The organism is Nostoc sp. DSM 114161, assembly GCF_052692665.1.
The window spans coordinates 6,504,591-6,524,158 of sequence record NZ_CP195141.1 but is presented as its reverse complement, the minus strand read 5'-3'; the positions used below and the strand labels follow the sequence as shown (position 1 = coordinate 6,524,158).

The 19,568-nt window shown below is 41.7% G+C and carries 15 protein-coding genes; 2 read left to right on the top strand and 13 right to left on the bottom strand.

Annotated features, from left to right (window positions below):
* Nucleotides 1-56 precede the first annotated feature (56 nt).
* On the bottom strand, nt 57-2,159 hold the full coding sequence (locus NSTC745_RS27475) for a protein kinase domain-containing protein (protein ID WP_445633816.1): 2,103 nt from the start codon (nt 2,157-2,159) through the stop codon (nt 57-59).
* A gap of 522 nt (nt 2,160-2,681) precedes the next feature.
* Here NSTC745_RS27475 and NSTC745_RS27470 point away from each other — a divergent pair.
* The gene (locus tag NSTC745_RS27470; protein WP_445633815.1) at nt 2,682-3,905 is read left to right on the top strand and encodes a peptidase; all 1,224 of its coding nucleotides are present in this window, start codon (nt 2,682-2,684) and stop codon (nt 3,903-3,905) included.
* A gap of 241 nt (nt 3,906-4,146) precedes the next feature.
* On the opposite strand, the gene NSTC745_RS27465 is transcribed toward NSTC745_RS27470, so the two are convergent.
* Together NSTC745_RS27465 and NSTC745_RS27460 are read right to left on the bottom strand one after the other, a co-directional pair.
* Complete coding sequence (locus tag NSTC745_RS27465; protein WP_445633814.1) at nt 4,147-5,976, bottom strand: ABC transporter ATP-binding protein; 1,830 nt, start codon at nt 5,974-5,976, stop codon at nt 4,147-4,149.
* Between the two features lie 2 nt (nt 5,977-5,978).
* Complete coding sequence (locus tag NSTC745_RS27460) at nt 5,979-7,034, bottom strand: glycosyltransferase family 2 protein (RefSeq protein ID WP_445633813.1); 1,056 nt, start codon at nt 7,032-7,034, stop codon at nt 5,979-5,981.
* Nucleotides 7,035-7,127: 93 nt separating this feature from the next.
* On the opposite strand from NSTC745_RS27460, the gene NSTC745_RS27455 reads away from it, so the two are divergent.
* A complete protein-coding gene (locus tag NSTC745_RS27455; protein ID WP_445633812.1) occupies nt 7,128-7,346 on the top strand; it encodes a hypothetical protein in 219 nt (72 codons plus the stop codon).
* A gap of 124 nt (nt 7,347-7,470) precedes the next feature.
* On the opposite strand, the gene NSTC745_RS27450 is transcribed toward NSTC745_RS27455, so the two are convergent.
* The 10 genes from NSTC745_RS27450 to NSTC745_RS27405 all read right to left on the bottom strand — a co-directional run bounded on the left by NSTC745_RS27450 (nt 7,471) and on the right by NSTC745_RS27405 (nt 19,164).
* Entirely contained in the window at nt 7,471-8,682 is a 1,212-nt protein-coding gene (locus tag NSTC745_RS27450) for a glycosyltransferase (protein WP_445633811.1), read from the bottom strand.
* A 200-nt stretch (nt 8,683-8,882) separates the two neighbouring features.
* Nucleotides 8,883-10,070, bottom strand: coding sequence for a glycosyltransferase family protein (locus NSTC745_RS27445; RefSeq protein WP_445633810.1), 1,188 nt, complete (start codon nt 10,068-10,070; stop codon nt 8,883-8,885).
* A gap of 138 nt (nt 10,071-10,208) precedes the next feature.
* Entirely contained in the window at nt 10,209-11,411 is a 1,203-nt protein-coding gene (locus NSTC745_RS27440; protein WP_445633809.1) for a glycosyltransferase family protein, read from the bottom strand.
* 310 nt (nt 11,412-11,721) lie between these two features.
* Nucleotides 11,722-12,339 (bottom strand): hypothetical protein, encoded by a 618-nt coding sequence (locus NSTC745_RS27435; protein WP_445633808.1) that lies wholly within the window; start codon nt 12,337-12,339, stop codon nt 11,722-11,724.
* Between the two features lie 50 nt (nt 12,340-12,389).
* Nucleotides 12,390-13,517, bottom strand: coding sequence for a HAMP domain-containing protein (locus NSTC745_RS27430; protein WP_445633807.1), 1,128 nt, complete (start codon nt 13,515-13,517; stop codon nt 12,390-12,392).
* A gap of 228 nt (nt 13,518-13,745) precedes the next feature.
* Nucleotides 13,746-14,162: a type II toxin-antitoxin system VapC family toxin gene (locus tag NSTC745_RS27425; RefSeq protein WP_445633806.1), complete on the bottom strand. Its 417-nt coding sequence runs from the start codon at nt 14,160-14,162 to the stop codon at nt 13,746-13,748.
* Nucleotides 14,162-14,467 carry a type II toxin-antitoxin system HicB family antitoxin gene (locus NSTC745_RS27420; protein ID WP_445633805.1) on the bottom strand — a complete coding sequence of 102 codons (306 nt, stop codon included), beginning with the start codon at nt 14,465-14,467 and terminating at the stop codon, nt 14,162-14,164. The genes NSTC745_RS27425 and NSTC745_RS27420 overlap by 1 nt, the downstream gene beginning before the upstream one ends.
* 19 nt (nt 14,468-14,486) lie before the next feature.
* Nucleotides 14,487-15,155 carry a response regulator transcription factor gene (locus NSTC745_RS27415; RefSeq protein WP_445633804.1) on the bottom strand — a complete coding sequence of 223 codons (669 nt, stop codon included), beginning with the start codon at nt 15,153-15,155 and terminating at the stop codon, nt 14,487-14,489.
* A gap of 119 nt (nt 15,156-15,274) precedes the next feature.
* Nucleotides 15,275-16,864: a sensor histidine kinase gene (locus tag NSTC745_RS27410; protein ID WP_445633803.1), complete on the bottom strand. Its 1,590-nt coding sequence runs from the start codon at nt 16,862-16,864 to the stop codon at nt 15,275-15,277.
* Between the two features lie 242 nt (nt 16,865-17,106).
* Entirely contained in the window at nt 17,107-19,164 is a 2,058-nt protein-coding gene (locus NSTC745_RS27405) for a protein kinase domain-containing protein (RefSeq protein ID WP_445633802.1), read from the bottom strand.
* Nucleotides 19,165-19,568 lie beyond the last annotated feature (404 nt).

The window sequence follows — 19,568 nt, the reverse complement described above, 5'->3', positions numbered from 1 at the left end:
CACAATATACCCCTCCACTGATATCAAGCTCACCATTAATTTACAATCAGCAGTTTTTATTGAATTGTCTGCCAAATTTTCAAAATATTTTCACCACTTCCACCACCAGCAATGGTTTGTCCATCTGGACTAATAGCAACAGCATAAATATATCCAGAACCAGTTTCTAAAGTGCGGATTTTTATTCCTGTGATTGGATTCCAAAGTTTGATAGTCCTGTCACTGCTGCCGCTTATAAGGATGATATTATTTAAAGCTGTCTTTGGCAAAAAAGCGACGGAGTTAATCTTATCATTATGTCCCTTTAACGTGTGCATTAACTTTCCCGTTTCTAGATTCCACAGTTTAATTGTTTTGTCATTACTGCCACTGGCAAGAGTTTTGCCATCAGGATCGAAAGCAACTGAAAGAACCGAACCACCATGTCCATTTAACGTGCGGATTAACTTTCCTGTCTCCAAATTCCACAGCTTAATTGTTTTATCCCAACTACCACTAGCAAGGGTTTTACCATCAGGACTGAAGGCTACAGATTGAACGCCATTGGTATGTCCTTCGAGAGTGCGGATTAACTTTCCTGTCTCCACATTCCACAGTTTGATTTTCGTATCCTTACTAGCACTTCCGCTGGCGAGGGTTTTGCCATTAAAACTGAAACTCACCGAGGTAACTCCGTCATTATGTCCTTCGAGGGTGCGGATTAACTTTCCTGTTTCCACATTCCACAGTTTTATTTTCGTGTCCGCACTTCCACTGGCGAGGGTTTTGCTATCAGGACTAAAGGCTATAGTCCAAATCCAATTGGAGTGTCCTTCGAGGCTGTGGATTTCTTCTTTAGTTGCGACATTCCATAGCTTGATTGTCTTGTCGTCACTGGCACTACCAAGGGTTTTACCATCGGGACTAAAGGCTACGGAATTCACATCGCTGGAATGCCCTGGAAGGGATTTGGCTAAATAAGGGACTTCCAAGATGTTTTTTGCTGGGGAACTGACAGGCTGAGAAATTGGTTCGGAAAGCTGGGTCATTTCGTTGGGACGAGTTTGGAAATACCAAACTCCCCCTAGTCCTAACACCAAAACGCTAGTACCTAACAGCACTGGAGTTTTGAGGTTGTTATTTAGTTTTGGTAAAAATGGAGTCGTGTTTCGTTTGTTATTTGGTTTTGGTGAAGCTGGGGCTGTATTTAATGAAGTAGTTGTAAATGTTGGCGTCAGTATAGTTGGCGGAATTGATGGCAATGGTGGTAGCTTTGATGTTATGTCAGCGATCGCTTCATCAGCTGATTGATAGCGCTTTTGGATGTCGAGTTGCAACAGCTTATCGAAAATTTCAGCCAACTGAACAGACACAGTAATTACATCTTTACCTGGAGGGTTCAAATATTGTCGCCAGGATGTAGTCCAACCATAACCCTGCTGTATCCACAGTTGAGATGGGCGAACCCCAGTCAGCAGATGAAAACAAGTTGCTCCCAAACTGAATAAATCACTGGCTGGGTAAGCTTTGCCATCTTGCAGTTGTTCTAGTGCTGTGTAACCGTGGGAACCTATGACAGTGCCAATTTTAGTCTGCACTGTTGCTGATAGCTGCTTAGAAGCTCCAAAATCAATTAATACTAATCGCCCATCACTTTGACGGCGAATAATATTTTGTGGCTTAATATCCCGATGAATCACTCCCAGTGCGTGAATAAATTTCAGCACCGGCAATAAATCTAGCAAAAGTTCTCGAATCTCTATTTCGTTATAGTTCCCCCGCGTTTGCCATTCTTTGAGCAAATTATGTCCATCAATAAATTGCTGTACTAAAAATAAATAGCCATTCTGCTCAAAATAAGCCAATAAAGTCGGAATTTGCGGATGTCCAGCTAATTGTTGAAGTCGGCTGGCTTCTTGTTTAAATAATTCAACAGCCTTTGTTAACGGGCCGGTTCCTTGAAGTTTTGGTGCAAATTGTTTGACAACACAGCATTCATTAAGCTTGTGTACATCTTCCGCTAGATAGGTTCTACCAAATCCGCCTTCATCTGATAATACCTGAGTCGGACGATAGCGACCTCCCAGTAGGGGTATCAATTCCGCTCGACAATTGTGGCAATACTTGTTTTTATCAGGATTTAGGGGTTTTTGGCAGTCGGGATTCACACAACAAAGCATACTGGGAATCCATTTCCATATTGGGGGTATATATTCATCTTAAGTCATGCAGTATAATCTCTCTTGTTAGTTAATCTTACCGAGATACCATCCAAATCGCCAATTTCCTTACCTCATCGGGTATTCAACAATTTACATAACTTGAAAAAAGTTGCGATCGCACAATGCCTTTCTAAGTAATCGATCGGCGTTAATTCTACATATCCATTCTCGATATAGTAGTCAAGCATCATTATGGCTGAGTTTGGTAAAAATATATCGACAAAAATCCGAAAACCAGTGATTTCAGTTTGGAGGTCAGTATATACCTACCAACTTGGAATTTACTCTGGTAGTCTAAATTGAGGCAAGAAATCAGAAATCAGAATTCAGGACTCAGAATTCAGAATAGTTAAAAAATGAATAATTTGAATTTCAATTTAGTCTAGATAAAATTCCAACTCGATTTAACTGGGGTAAAAACAGGAAATATTAAATTTATTCCCTAAATATAAAATCGTCAGCAAAATTAGGAGCGTAATCATGCTAAGAGAAAACAACAGCTATAGTCGCAAATTAAATCAATTTTTAATTTGCTGCTTGAGTAGTAGTTTGTTGATCGCAAGTAATGGGCTGCCTATCAGTGCTTTGGGAAAACCTCAAAATTCTCAAAACTTTTTAATTGCTAAATCTCCAGATGAGAGACAGCCAGAAGCAGTAAAGAAAGGAATTGAGCAGATTCCTGTTTCTAATGCGGTAACATCTCCAAGACGGAAACAATCTGTTGAGTCACCAATACAACAGCAAACTCGTCGTATATCGTCTAATACAGGAAATTCACAGCGTTCCTCTAGAACTGCAAATAACAGCGGTTCTAGATCCTCTGGACGGAGAGTTGCTAATTCTAATTCAAACGAGAATCGTGCTAGTAATAGTGGTTCTAGATCTTCTGGACGGAGAGTTGCTAGCTCAAACACCAATCGTTCTAGTGGTAGTTCGGCTAGAGTTCGCAGGCCAAGTACTAATGTAGCTGTAAACAACCAAAATATTCAGGAGTCACCAGCACCTGTTTATAGAGAAATTAACTTTGTAGATGTCGCGTTGGGTATTTTGGATAAAAATGACTTTCAATCTCAAGGTAGATATTTCCATTTTTACGAATTTGAAGGTAGACAAAATCAATTAGTGCAAATTAGGCTTATTGGCAGTAATGATAACCGCAGAACAAATAACTTAAGTTTAAAACCGTTATTGTTTTTGCACGATCCCGATAATAATATCATCGTTAGAAAAGGTGTTTTAGACAAAAACAGTGGTGGCGATGATGCCTTTATTTTTGCACGATTGCCTGTGAATGGCACTTACAAGATTGCAGTTACTAGCCAAGATCCCGGAGAAGTAGGTCGCTATAGTTTGGCTTTGAGGAATGATAGAGCTAGCTATACTTTAGATGAATCAGGTCAACTAAGTGCCAACAGTTCTACCTTGAAACAAAATGGTGGAGCTTACAATGTTTCTAATTTTCAAGGAAGAAAAAATCAGCTGATCAGCATTCGTGTTGATAGTGTTGACGAAGAGTTTTCTCCTTACATAACTTTGCTCAATTCTAAAGGGCAAACCATAGCCATAGATCAAAATAAAGACAAAGGTGACGTGTATACCGCTTTAATCGACCGAGCTAGGTTACCTGAAGATGATACCTACTATATAGTTGTTACTTCCAAGAATCCACAGGAACAGGGTAAGTATAGATTGACTATTTTTTAAATTGGGCATGGGGCATGGGGCATTGGGCATGGGGGAGATGAGGGAGTGTGGGGAGTGTGGGGAGCAGAGGAGACAAGGAAGTGTGGGGAGTGTGGGGAGCAGAGGAGACAAGGAAGTGTGGGGAGTGTGGGGAGCAGAGGAGACAAGGAAGTGTGGGGAGTGTGGGGGGAAAGAGAATTTATGCCCCCTCTCTTCCCACACCTCCCACACCTCCCACACTTCTTGCTTGCCCAGTCCCCAGTCACCAGTCCCCAGTCCCCACTGCCTTCTCGCAGGTATACATGGCGGCGTAGCGTCCACGTGAGTGCAGCAATTGGTTGTGAGTACCTTGTTCTAAAATCTGGCCGTTTTCGATGTAAAAGATTAAATCGGCTTGTTCGATCGCTCTCAGGTTATGAGACACTACAAAGGTAGTGCGTTTGTGAGTTAAGCGATCGAGTGCTTCGTTGACGGTGCGTTCGTTTTCGTTGTCTAAGCCAGTGGTCGGCTCGTCTAAAATTACCATCGCAGCTTGACGAATGGCAGCACGAGCAATGGAAATTCTCTGCCGTTGTCCTCCGGAAAGTGTCGCCCCTCTCTCTCCCAATATTGTCTCGTAGCCTTCAGGTAAGGCCATAATAAGATCGTGGGCGTTTGCCAGACGCGCAGCTTGTTCGATTTCTCGATCGCAAGCGCCCAAACAACCGTAGGCGATATTATCTCTGACGCTGGCAGCAAATAAAATCGTATCTTGCAGCACCACGCTAATTTGCTGGCGGACAGATTGCAGTTTGTACTGGCGCAAGTCATGACCATCAACTAAAATTTGCCCCGACAATGGGTCATAAAGGCGTAACAGTAAACTTACTAACGTGGATTTTCCGCCACCTGATGGCCCCACCAAGGCGACGCGTTGACCGGGTTGCACTTCAAAAGTGATGTTATGCAAGATTGTTTTTGTGGGTTCGTAGGCGAAGCTGACATTTTCAAAACGCACGCCTCCCCGCAAAGGCGGCGCGTCCGTTGCTCCCCGCGCATCGCGGATGTCGGGTACTGTGTCTAGGACATCTAGGATGCGTTCGCCGGAGGCGGTTGCTTTAGCGATTTGTCCGGTATATTTGGCAAGTTGGCGCATCGGCTTAAAAGCAATCCGCAGATAGTTGACAAATACAAGTAAATCCCCTGGTGTGATTGCTCGCTTTAATACCAGCTGCACGCCGCGCCATAACACCAAAGCAGTGGCAATGCCTACTAGCAGTTCTACCACCCGTTCTAAACCGGCTGCTAATCTTTGGGCTTTGGCACTTTCTTTTAAACTTTGGCGGTTATGGCGAGAAAAGCTATTCTCCAACATATTTTGCAGCGAAAGGGCTTGCACAACTTTGATGGCGCCGATGGATTCTGCTGCTGTTGCTGCCATTGCACCTTCGCGTTGACGTTGCGATCGCACTACTTGGCGGATGCGTTTTGTCAACCGTATGGTGAAAAAAACAAATAACGGAAAGACGGCGACGGCTATTAGTGCTAGCTCCCAATTCAGCCAGAACATCACAAATATCATCCCCACTAAGGTGAGGGAATGGGCAATCAGCGGTAATACTGCCATCACCGTCACCTCCCGCAGCCGTTCGATGTCGGATGTAACGCGGGTAATTAAGTCGCCCGTCTTGGCTTTGTGGTGAAATGACAGCGAAAGGTTTTGCAAATGGCTGTAAAGTTGAGAGCGAATTTCAGTCAAAACATTGCTAGCTGCCAGCGCCATCCCCACTACACTAAAGTAAGCAGCAGTAGCCCGCAGTAAAGCGATCGCTACTAACCCCAATGTCAAAGCTGTTAATAGACCAAATCGTCCCAACCCTGATAACAGAGGAATTCCCAAAGATTGAGGCTCAAATCCAGGGACAAGAATATAGTCAAAAATGAACTTTAGCGGCCAGGGTTCGAGCAAATGCAAGAAAATCTCAGCCATCAGCGCCGCAAAAGAGACAATCAGCAGCGCCTTTTGTTTGCTCAACTGGGGAGAAAATCGCCGCAAAATCCTCACAATTCCCGGTAAAGCTGCCCTCAAACTTTTGGAATCTCTAGCCGCCATTATTACTTATCTCCCTCCAGCGAATGAACGAGAGACACTAACTCGCGGATGGGTTTGGTTGTGTTGGGCGTAATTTGGTTTTGACTGTAGCGATCGCTAATGTAATAGTTTAATTTTGTTTCCAGAGCGATCGCTATTTTCTGCAACCACGAAGGATTTAGCCCAAAGGTGAGGCTATTTAACAATGGCTTCAAAAATCCCTGATGGCGGCGATGTCCCATCCGTTGATAGCGCTTCTTAAAATAGTTATCATTCACCGTCAAATGCCACTTCTGGGCGAAGTGTTGTAAACTCGCAATTTCCCAAGCATTACTCCAACGCAGCATAAAAAATGCTAGTTCTGACAATTCAAACTTCAGCCCTGGTACATAAGTAACTACCGAAGTCGGTTCGCAGTAAAAAGTGCCTCCAGCTTCAGCCACCGTAAGACAAAAATCGATGTGTTCCCGCGTACTCAGCAATTTTTCGTCTAACAGTCCGATTCGCCGGAAAATCTCAGTGCGAACTAACATACAATGAAACTCGGCAAACTCGCATTGTTGGCGATAAAGTTGATTCCGTACCTCAACAACTTTGCGATTGACAAAGTAATGTTTTTCATGTACTCGGCGTTTGATTTTAGTTTCCTTTTGTTCCACAACAATATGAGCTTCGCCACCCGCTAAATGTACTGTTTCTCCCAAAGGTTTGCCGATACAAGTCAGGGGACAGACTACAGTAGCTTTCGTTTCTTGGGCGCATTCGAGTAAGGAGTTTAGCCAGCCTGGACTGACAATTACATCGTTGTCGATAAATACTAAATACTCGCTTTTAACTTGTTGCAAACCCAGGTTGCGGGCTTGATTTGGTGAAAGATAGCGTTGTGTGGGGATTAATTGAAATCCTTTTTCTTGGGCTTGTTGTTGCAGATAGCGGTGGATATGTTGCGGCGAACCGCCATCTACATAAATTAGAGAAAAAGGTAGTTCGGTGTTTTGGTAAATGCTTTCTAGCGATTCGCGGGTGTAACTAAATCGCTCTCGCTGGGAAACAATTATAGTGATTTGTGGTTTGTTCATATAGTAGGGAATGGGGAATGGGGAATAGGGAATGGGGAATGGGTAGAGACGCAATTAATTGCGTGCGACAAATAGACCACTTGTAGAGACGCGATGAATCGCGTCTTGAGCTTTCAAGCGCACGCAATTGAGTTGCATGTCGATGCAATTGAGTTGCAAGGCGATGCAATTGAGTTGCAAGTCGATGCAATTGAGTTGCAAGTCTATGCAATTGAGTTGCGAGTCGATGCAATTGAGTTGCAAGGCGATGCAATTGAGTTGCGAGTCGATGCAATTGAGTTGCAAGGCGATGCAATTGAGTTGCGACTCTAAGAGATTAGTAGAGATCGGCAGAAAACACATCGTTCCAAATCAACGAAACGCTTACGCAGCATTAATTTTGAATTCCGCCTTGCGGTATTAGCGCGTTCAGCGTCAACAATCGACTCGAAAAGCATTACACAAAGGATATTTCGCCTAAGAAAGCTGCATCCAAAGTTCCTAAGGCTCGTTGGTAAACCTCGATCCAGTTTTGGTATTCTACTGATGGCGCAAGCTGTTGAGTTACTTTTGTTTTCGCTGCCGCGCCGAACTTTTGCCGTAGTTGTGGTTGAGTGGCTAAGTATCGCAGTCCAGCAGTTAATTCTTCTGTATTGCCAGGGTTGACTAGCAAACCGTCTACACCGTGTTCTATAATTTCAGCGATCGCATCTACACGAGTGCCAATTATTGCTCGGCTGGCTGACATTGCTTCCAAGAGGGTATTCGGGCAACCGTCATGCACAGAGGGAATTGCAAAAATATCCAGGTGTGGCAGATAAGCTAAAGCTTCTTGACGGCTGGTAATTCCAGTGATGCGGAGGTGATGACCAATTTGACTTTGCTGTATTTGCTGTTGCCAATATTCTCGCTCTTTCTCAATAAAATCACCTACCAGCAACAGTGTTAAATCTAACTCTTTCCCCAACTCTGCACAGGCATCTAAGAGAAATTCAATTCCCTTTTTGTCTCGAAACCTACCCAATGAACCGATAACAATACCTGACAATTCCTTAACTAAAGATGGTGTGGGGAGTTGTTCAAAATTGATGGGTGCAATAGAATTCCAAAAAGCTGATGACTTTAACTTTACACTTGGAGCGATAATACTAGCTCTTTTGAGCAAGTCGCGACTGACAAATGTTACCCAATCAGAATTTTCTAAAATCCACGCAATTTGAGCATGGTTTTTAGGATGAAAAATATGCTTATGCAAATCATTACCGCGAACGCTATTGATTACCGGAATGTCATTTTCTTTTGCTAAAAGCGTGGTTACATAACCTGTTTCATTGAGAAAAAAAGCATGAAACAAATTAAAACTGTATTTCTGATGTAAATATTTGATTTGAAGATAAATTTCGCTAAAAAATTCTTGGACTTCTGTAACATCGCTGCGAATTGCTGACTTAATGCGATGCACAAATACGCCATCTCGAACCGTCGTTGTGCAACCTGCTCGTCTGCGAGTTCCATCAGAAACTAAGCGTTGTTTCGAGCGAAAAACTGCAACGTGAACTTCATAACCGTTATTAATTAGCATCTTTGCAATTCGATGCACCGATTCACCAACACCACCAATATCTGGGGGATATTCAAGTGTAGTAATGCAAACTTTAGTTTTATCCATGATTTGTTATGTGAGTCAGGAATCAGAATTCAGAATTTAGAATTCAATACACTTGAGTTAAGACTCGATCTCCCTAACCCTCCTTAAAAAGGAGGGAACTAAGCCCCCCTTTTTAAGGGGGGTTGGGGGGATCTTCCGGAGCTAATGTATGATTTTTTGAATTTCATCCATTCAGAATTCTGAATTCTGAATTCTAAATTCTAAGCAATCTGTTGCTTAACAACTAGATTCTTTAAAATGGTTGCAGTTTTCTCAACTCCAGTAAAATCAACGCTAATTCTAGCGTGTTTTTCTTTGAGGTAATTGATAATTTTGATAGCCAAGTAATCAGGTTGCAACTCATGAGGATTGAGAAGTTTGACGATTCCTAAATCGCTTAACTTTTCGGCTCTAATGGTTTGTTCTCGATCTTCGTTACCTGTAAACGGAAGAATCATAGCTTTTACACCTGTGGTTAAAATATTCATTGTGGTGTTATAGCCAGACATATTTATCGAGAGTTCTGCTTTCTTCATATAACTTAGCAAGTAAGGAGTATAGCGACGAATGTGGATATTTTTGCTATCTCTTGCCAGTGCTTGCAGTTCATTAAATTTTGCATCTGGGATAAATGGCCCCGCGAACACCTGGATGTTATGCGGTAATATTTTCTCTAAAAAAGGTGCTGTTTTGACTACACAATCAAGTAATTCATGACCAAATCTACCACCTCCTACGCTGGCTAAAATCAGGGGTTTATCTGATTTAAGAATTTGTGTATCTTCATAGCTGAAAACAGGATTATTCGGTGGTTCTTGCACCACGTATCCGGTGTAATATAGTTCGCATTTGAGGTCATTGACTCTCGAAAATGTTTCTTCTAATGGAACAAATTCCGGGTCACCATGAACCAGCAAGGTATCAAAATATTTATTGATTAAATTGCAAACTTTTTCCTCATGCTTTGCTTGCTTGTTTTGTTTAATAACTACGATATCTCGTAAGCTAGAAACAACTTTCGTTGAGTTTTTCTTTGATTTCGCTAATTCGAGTAAAGGAAGTAATTCAAAAGAAAACCGTTTTCTGCCAAAAGGGAATAATTCCACTACCAAAATATCAGGCTGGAATTCATTAAAAATTTTCAAAAGCAGATTTTTTCTGATTTCTTTGACTTCGTTAAGGCTAAAGGCATCATCCACTACTTCCAGTTCTGTAAACTGTGCATCGGTTTTAATTGCAGGTAGATTAATGACTTCTACACCAGCAGGAATTTCAAATCCTTGAATTATTTCACCGCCATTAATAAAACAAATTTGGAAATCTTTGGTTAAACCGCGTACAATTTCCCTACTGCGAACTAGATGTCCCATACCTAAAATATGTTGGCAGTAAAACATCAAACGTTTCATGAAATTTTACCTCGTTAGTTTCGATTTAATGAACAAGTTTCACGTTAAAAGGCAAAGATCAAAAAGTAAAATAAATATTGAAATTAATATTTTTTACTTTTGACTTGAACTAATCGCTAAATCAGGTAATTGTTTCGGTTACTGGCAGCAAAATTGAATCAGACTGTTTTTTTTTGCAAGTAAGCTGGAGATGTATTGGCTAATTTTGGGCAAGGCGTTGAGATTAATTTCTGGAATGGAAATGTTGGGAATGTGCAGTTGTTGTAACAGCGATCGCAGTAATATATCTGGAGTCAGCTCGTTTGGGTGAATAGCGGCCAAAACACCTAGCTTTGCTAAATGTTCTGCACGAATGTACTGTTCTTGTGATGGCCGAATTCTGGGTACTATAACTGCTGGTTTGCTCGCTGAAAGAATTTCACAAGTTGTATTATATCCACCCATTGCTACTACCACATCTGCGGCAGCAATATAACTCATTAAATCATTAGTAAACTCGACTATTTCCACTTGCGAATATACAGCTGCTTTGTGTTTTAGTGCAGCTTGTTGTTCTAGTGGCATTTCAGGGCCACATACAATTAAACTTCGCAGTTGATAACGTGTAGGCAGTAATGCCAAACTTGATAGATAAGTATCAATTAAACTGTAACCATCTTCACCACCACCAGGCGTAACTAAAATGAGTTGTTCTTCTTTGGTAAGTTTTAATTCGCTGCGGATGAAATTTGGGCTTTTGCATCCCAGTTGTTGACGAATATAGCCACAAAACTGCACTTTTTGAGCCACCATTGGCGGTAGTTGATATTCTTGGCGAATGTCAAAAATTTCTGGAGTCCCAACAACAAGCACGCGGTGATAAAATTTCTCAATTGCTTCGTAGTAACCGTGCTTTTGCCATTCTGGAATTATTGCATCTGGGCGATCCAAAATATCGCGCAGTATTAAAATTAAAGGAGTTTCCGGCAATTCTGTTGTCAGATATTCGACGGTGGCTTTTAATTCATTACGAACACCGTAGGGTTTTTTGTCTACGAGAAAGACATCTGGTTTAAAATTGGCGATCGCTGATAAGATTAACTCCGATCGCAATTTTACTGTTTCATCAATTTCTATCCCTAAATACTTGACAAACATCTCACCTGATGTTCCACGATTTAAGCACGGTAACTTGATATAATCCAATCTTTTCGGCAGCCGAAAGCTGTGTAGCATTGGCGAACCAGAAATTACTAAAATTGAAAGTTTTTCAATTGAATCTAATAAGTGAGTGCAGATTCCTAGCATTCTGCGAATATTGCCGAGACCGAAGCCATCGTGGGAATATACCATCAGTTTCATGGCTCAATATCCCTCAATTATTCAGTGGAGCTTGTCCTTTTGAATCATAATAAATTATGTACAAATCGCGCATAAATAACTGAGTCTAAAGCCAATTTGAATTGGGGTTTAGAATTTTAAACCCATGTTTAATAAGATTCTCAATGTTTGATGAGTATTTTATGAAGCTTTTATGAGAAAATTCTCATAATGTTTACAGCGTATTTCAGGTAAATGAGTACATAGGTACGCCCTTACAATTATCTGTACCTCACTAAGCTGCAATCTGCTGTATAATTCTAAAAACAACGAGATTGTTGACTGTTTGCTTTTAATCCGATGAAAGTATGCCTACTAGTACCCGTAGCAAATCTTCTAAACCTTCAGGAACGCGATAAAGTTTAATATCTTCTGTAACGCGTTTTTCTTCTCTATGGAGAATACCAAATTTCCAATCATCCCCATTCGTTACTGCTCCATATAAAATGCATGATTCAGCATCTAAAGAGCGATCTAAAGCAATTAATTCTACTGCTAGCTGTGTAAATCCTCTTCTGATATCTGATTGTTTGGCTTCAATTACTAATAGAGAGTTAGATTTGTGTAAATAATAATCCAAAGTTCCTTTGAGTTTTTCATTAACATTAATCGGATACTCACTATATAATTGAGCCTGTGTCTGTTCGCACACTTCAGCAAAGATAGGTGCAATTAAAAATTCTCGTATTGATATCTCAGCCGTTGGGTTAAATAGCTTTATATTTCGCTGTAAGTAATTTTGTAAAAACTCTAAATAGGTAATTTCGCCCAAATATTTTGGCAATTCTAGCTCAGTGCGATTGTAGCTGTACTCAAACTCAGCCAATACATCTATTGTTGGATTAGGCAGCAAAAAATATTGACTAAAGGTATAACTTTGTTCGGGTTTTAAAATTTTATGTTTGCTCATTACTGATAATTTTTTTATAAATCAAAGTTGGTTACCATAGCAAATTATAGTTATAAATCATTATCTCCCTGTACCTCTGTTGTCTGCTGATTTTTCACTAGATTTGCTTGGGTAGAACGCAATTCTTCTAAAGCTAATTCTAAGCGTTGATTTTTTTCATTTAATTCCTGTGTCCGTTCGGACACCTTCTTTTCTAGCACCTGACTGTATACTTCTAGCTGTTCGTTAATATCCTTTTGGGCTTTGATGAGTTGCTGAACTTCCTGGATAAGACGATTCAGGGAAGTTGCTAAGATACCGACTTCATCATTAGTTGTGACGGGTGCTTGTAAATCGAAATTAGATTCTTCGGTAACTTGCTGGGCAATATGAGTGACTGCTTGGATGGGGCGGGCAATGGCGCGACTGGTGTAAATTGCTAGTAATGTGGCGATCGCAATTGATAATGAAAGACTACCAACGATAATATATAAGCGTAATTTTTCTGCAATTTGTAGTTCCTGTTTGGCTTGTTCGTACTCTTTGGCTGTAACTTCTACCAGGTTTGTGATGTCATTGAGAAAGTTATCCATCAAAAAAACTGGCGAGCCATGCATAAAATTAAACAGTTGAGTTTGCGCTGTCTTAATTTCAGATGGTGATAATTTATTGGGATTATTACCCTGAAAAAAAGCTTCTGTACGGTGTAAGTAAGCACTAAAATTTTTATAATTTTGCAACAAAAGGTAGAAGCCTTTTTGCTTATTTACAGGATAATATTTACTGGGTTTTTGTATAGTGTAATTTGCTGTTAATTCAGACCACACTTGTCGGACTTTGGCAACATAATCCAATAATTCAGCGTAATTTTTTTCCCATAGTTTTGGTCTATCCATGTAGAGAATCAGTTGGTGTTGAGTGGTGCGTACATAAAACACACTTGTTTTCAATTGAGACGCTTGATATAGTTCTTCAAACGCTGCTACTTCTCGTTTTTGCGCCTTCATTTTGTAACGGTCTGCAATCAAAAAACCCATAGTAGTTCCCAGCACAGCAATGCTAACTACCAGTGCATATCCAACACCTATTTTTTGACCAACTTTCAGATGACTGAACCAATACCCAAAATTATTTAATCGCTGGACGCCACTGTTTGAACATCCACAAGCCAGTTTATCAAAGTTATTGTGCTGTTTCATACTCAACCGCGATTGAAATGGGTTTGAATCGGTTCCAGCAAATCACAGAAACGAAATGGCTTGCTGATATAGTAATTTGCGCCATGATTAAAGGCGATCGTCTTTACTAGCTGTGATGATAATAATCGCTAGCCTCTGTCCGTGTCTATGAAATTCTTGTAACAACGCCCAATCATCCACAGCTGGTACTAGCAATTTGGGCTAATAATGTAACTACAAGATAAAAAGCTAAGTTGTCCAATCTTGGATAGTCAGTCCTGGAATTTTCTCAAAATCTCCCAGGTTTCTTGTTAAGAGGATTCCTTTATTAGCAAGGACTATGGATGCAATGCGTAAATCTTGAGTGCCGATACGAATGCGTTGGTTTCTAAAGTTTTGGTAAATATCTTGGAATTTTTCATCATACTGAAGAATATTAAACTCAGACAGTAGCATAACTGTTTCAATGAGTCGCTGATAAGCATTTGATTGTAAAACTCCATCTTTTGCTTCCGCAACTTGAGCCAAACGCCCTCTTAATTGTTCTTCAACATTAATTGCAGTTGTTGTTAGTTGTACTTTAGCTGCTAATAGCTTTGCGACGAGGATGGGGTGATTTCGTCCATAAAGACTTAAGTGGTCTGTATCTAAAATATAAATTGTCATTACTCATCTTTAGCTGCATTTAATTCTTTGCGGATAGCAACTAATTTTTCCATGAAATCGTCAAATGTTGGGTCATTAGCAAATATTCCTGCATACCTCATTTGAGTTATTTTTTGATGAGGAATTTCTTTAGGATTAACTTCAATAGTCACAAACTTACCTGTCGCTAATTGTGCTTGTAGCGCAGATTTTATCTTGGAAATTGCTTCCTCTTCTGTATTCGCCTCAACCATTACATTCGGCATTCCAACCACTGATGCCACAAAGTTATCTTTTTGGCTTTGAACAAAAATTTGGTATTGCATAATTGTCTATCTGTACTTGTTATATCCGCAAGCGATAACCCATTCCTCTAACTGTTTCAATGATGTCGCTGCCTAATTTTTTGCGGAGATAACCGACATAGACATCGACAATATTAGAACCTGGATTATAGTCATAGCCCCAAACATAATCTAGCAGTTGTTCGCGGCTGATAACTTGTCCGGGATGGCGGCAAAACATTTCCGCCATTGTAAATTCACGAGCAGGTAATTCTATAAAGCGATCGCCTACTTTTACTTGTCGAGTCCGCAAATCCAGTACCACATTACCCGCAATCAAGGTAAACTCTTGGGCATCTCTTACAGGCTTAGCAGTTCGCAAACGCAACTTTACCCGCGCCAAAAGTTCTTCAAATCGGAAGGGTTTGGTGACATAATCATCTGCACCCCCTTCTAGTCCAGCAACTTTATCGTGAACGTCACTGCGAGCCGAGAGAATAATTACAGGCAAATCTTCTCCCTGTCCGCGCAGTTCTTCCAACACTTGAAATCCATCTTTTCCAGGCAATCCCAGATCCAAAATTAGTAAATCAAAAGCTCCACTGTGTACAACATCTACCACATGCAGTCCGTCGGCAACTGTTGTTGTTGTAAATCCTTGCGATCGCAATCCTTTTTCAATAAATGAGGCAATCCGGGGTTCATCTTCAGCGATGAGAATGTGAGGCATAGGTAGAGGCGGGGGGCAGGGGGGCAGAGGAGGTAGGGGAGTGTGGGGAGTGTGGGGAGAGAGGGGGGAAAGATTTTTTCACCATCCTCCCACACCTCCCACACCTCCCACACCTCCTGCTATATTTCTTGAAATTCCCTCTTGGGAGGATCGAGGGGTAAAACGATCGTAAACATCGAACCTTTTCCTAGCTGACTCCGAAGTAATACTTTTCCATCGTGTGCTTCGGCGATCGCTCGGACAATTGATAGCCCCAATCCCGCACCTTCGGAACGACGACGACTTTTAGAAGTTCGAGCAAAACGTTCAAAAATCCGTTTTTGATCTACAAGGGGAATGCCTTCGCCTGTATCGCGTACCCAGAAATGGACTTTTCCTTTAGCGATAACAGAACCTATGGAAATCGTATCGCTCTTGATAGTATGCTGAGTCGCATTCTGCGCCAAATTCATCACAGCTTCAGTAATTCTTTGGCGATCGACTATAATCTGACCCTTTGCCACTGCATCTATTTGCCAGTCCCGCTCTCCTAACGCTTGGGCTTTCACAAATAACTCTTGGGTTAACTCTGCGACATTCACCGTCGCCAACTGCAAAAAGTCTAAGCGTTCTGCCTTTGCCAACAAAATCAAATCATCCACTAAACGGCTCATCCTGTCTAATTCTCCCATCACCAATGCCAAGGTTTCCTTTTGTTCTTGGGGGTCATCTCCCATCAGTTCTAGATGTCCGCGAATGATGGTGATAGGAGTCCGAATTTCATGCCCTGCATCGTTGACAAATTCCCGCTGGCTGGCAAAAGCTGACTCTAGTCTGTCCATCATTTCGTTGAATGTTGTTGCTAGTTCTGCCAGTTCGCCTTTGCCTTGTACGGGTAAACGTTGGGTTAAATCTGACTCAGTTATCGCATGGGCAGTCGTCGTAATTACACGTAGAGGAGCTAGCACTCGTCCCGCTGCAAACCAAGCCAGAATTAAGGACACGACAAAGACTAAGCTAGAAACCTCAATAATCACAGAAACTGCTTCTAAAGTCTCTGCCCGCTGCCCAGTTGTATTATGGGCAACCACAAAGACTCCTTGAGTTTTTCCATTAATTTTAATCGGTTCCACCATGTAAAGAATCTTACTAACATCTGGGTCAGAAAATTCTTTTTCTCCCTGCTCAGGTTTAGTTTGTTTTGCCCACCTTTGCATCAGTGGTGATTCCTTGGCAAGGGGTTTAGGACGCGCTCTAGGGCTAGATTTGTAAAATTTACCATCGATAAAGGTGATGAAGTAAGAGTCATCCTCTGGTAGTCGATACAACAGATAAGCTCTAAAAAGCCGGATCAAATCTTCTTTGGAAGCCGGAGGAGCGATTTGTTTTTTCCCAGCGAGCAACCATTTCAACTGGTCTGGTTCAATTACTATGTCTTCTGGATCGTCCTCAGTCAGTGCATCCTCTGGAGCAAAGGTTTCACCATTAATTAAGGCATTAAAAGCTGCCATATCTTCTAGCATCTCTTGGCGAACCCGTTCGTCAATGCGCTGGTAAAGATGATAGCGAAAAGCTGGAATGGCAATGAGAAATGCGATCGCCAAAATCAGCAAATACCAGAACAAAATTCGGGTACGTGCTTCTTTAAATACTTGCTGCCAAGCAAACAACAGCTTCGGTATTTTAAGCCAAGACCTGCGATCGCGGCGATGGCTGGCGATATTGCTCATTTTCACCCCTGCTCACTCACTTGAGACAGTTTATCGTAATTGGGAAGTGGGGCATAGGGTAGAAGAGGCGGAGGGGCAGAGGGGCAGAGGAGCAGAGGAGAAAGTAGTCTCGATCAAAATAAAAATGCAATACTATCTGGGGCAGAGGGGCGGAGGAGAAAGAACTTGTACAACAACTCTCCCCTGCTCCCCTGCTCCCCTGCCCCCCTGCTCCTCTGCCCCCCTGCTTCCCCTGCCTCCCTTCACTCAACCAACCGCCAAATCTTAATAGTATTGTCATCGCTGCTGCTGACAAGGGTCTTGCTATCAGGGGTGAAGGTAACGGATGTTACGGTGTTGGTGTGGGCTGCCAATGTGAGAATTTCTTCTCCTGTGGCAATATTCCAGAGTTTAATGGTGCGATCGCGGCTACCACTTGCAAGAATTTGACCATCAGGACTGAAAGCTACACTTGTGACTGTGTTATCGTGTCCCGCCAGCGTGCGAATTTCTCTGCCGGTGGCAATATTCCAAAGTTTGATGGTGCGATCGCGGCTACCGCTGGCTAAAGTTTTACCATCTGGGCTAATAGCGACGTTTGTTATTGTTTGAGAATTTCCCGCTAGTGTCCGGATGGAGTATCCTTTTGCCAAATTCCAGATTTTGATGGTTTTGTCAAAGCTGCCACTGGCAAGAATTACGCCGTCGGGACTGATGGCTACCGATCGCACCCAAAATGTATGCCCTGTCAGTGTCTTAATTTGCTCTCCGGTTGCTAAATCCCAGATTTTGATGGTGTTATCATCACTACCACTAATTAAAGTCTGGCTATCAGGGCTGATGGCTAGGGTATGAACCGAGTCAGAATGTCCTGTTAGAGTGCGAATTTGTCGTCCTGTTACCAGATTCCAGATTTTGATGGTGCTGTCATCATTACCACTTACCAAAGTTTTGCCATCTGGGCTAATAATTACGACATTCACCTGTCCAGAATAGGTGTTGAGTGAAGAGATTTGTTTTCCAGTTGCTAAATTCCAAAGTTTAATTTTGCGTAGGCGTAACCCGTCGTAGCCATCCTCACCACTGCTGGCGATGGTTTTGCCATCGGGGCTAATGGCGATGGATAAAACTGAGTTTTCGTGTCCTTGAAGGGTGTTAACTAGGGAAACTTTGCTTAAGTTAATTTTTAGGGCTTGATCCAAAATAGGATTATTTTTGCTCGGACTATTATGAATTAACCTAGAAGACAAATTAGTTTGAATCCGGCGGAAATGTTTATACCAAGATTCGCTAAATCCAAACAACATAATAAAAGCACTTACCAAGACTAAAATTCTCAGTAAGCCATAACTTTTTGGTAAATTTGATGCTTTAGTTAGCGGAATTGTCGCAGTTGATTTACCAGCTGGTGGCAGTGCGAGTGGTTGTTTTGGCACCAAGTCTCTGAGGACTTCATCGGTTGACTGATAGCGTTGTTGAATGTCTTTTTTCAAAAGCTTGTCAATTACCGAATCCAATTCAGCATTTAATGGAGTGCGTAGATATTGCCGCCAATTACTTACCCAGGCATAGCCGCATTCCATCCACAATTGAAAGGGGGAAGTTCCTGTCAGCAGGTGAAAGCAGGTAGCACCTAAACCGAACAAGTCACTCGCGGCGAAAGCTTTACCATCTCTGATTTGTTCTAGGGGAGAATAGCCGTGAGAACCAATGGATGTACCAGATTTATTTTGAACTTTAGCTGTGAATTGCTTTGAGGAACCAAAATCAATCAAGCTTAATCGTCCATCGCTTTTATTCCGGATAATATTTTCTGGCTTGATGTCTCGATGAATGACATTGCGATCGTGGATAAACTTGAGTACAGGCAGTAAATCCAGCAAAATCGCTTGAATTTCCCTAGCAGTATACGGCTTCTTGCGTTGTTGCAACTCCTTTAATAAATTGTCCCCATTGATAAACTGTTGCACTAAGTACAAACAGCCCTCTTGCTCAAAGTAAGCCAACAAAGTCGGAATTTGCGGATGTTCTCCGAGATCTTGTAGTCGCTGCGCTTCTTGGGCAAACAACTCCATCGCCTTTTTTTGCGACCAAGTTCCTTGGAATTTTGGAGCTAATTGCTTGATGACGCAGCGTTCATTGAGTTTATCTATGTCTTCTGATAGATAAGTTCTGCCAAATCCCCCTTCATCTGAAAGGACTCGGATAACACGGAAGCGATTTCTCAAAAGCGACACCAGCGGGGTACCGCAACTTTGGCAAAACTTCTTTCCATTGGGATTCAGGGGATTTGGGCAATCGGGATTTAAGCAGCAGATCATGATCTGACAGGCGCGACTGCATGACAACTTAAGCTAAGTTTGCCCCGTATTTACCCTTAAAATAATTGACTCTCGCTGACTGTGGTAGAAAAACCCTGTTCTGGGGATTGGGGAATTACTTATATATATCGTTAGCCTTTGTAAATAGCATATTTAGTCATTAGTCATTAGTCATTAGTTATTAGTCATTAGTCATTAGTCATTTGTGAAGAACCAATGCCCAATGCCCCATGCCCCATGCCCAACGCTCAATGACAATCTATGCTATTTTCGAGGACATTAGCTGAGTGAGTCTTCCTCATTTGTGGAAAACTACGAGAGCCATAGGATTAATTATTCTTTCGATTATATAATAATCTGAAAAAAAATTTTTTGGAACTCCTAGCTTTAGCACTTTTTCTTGT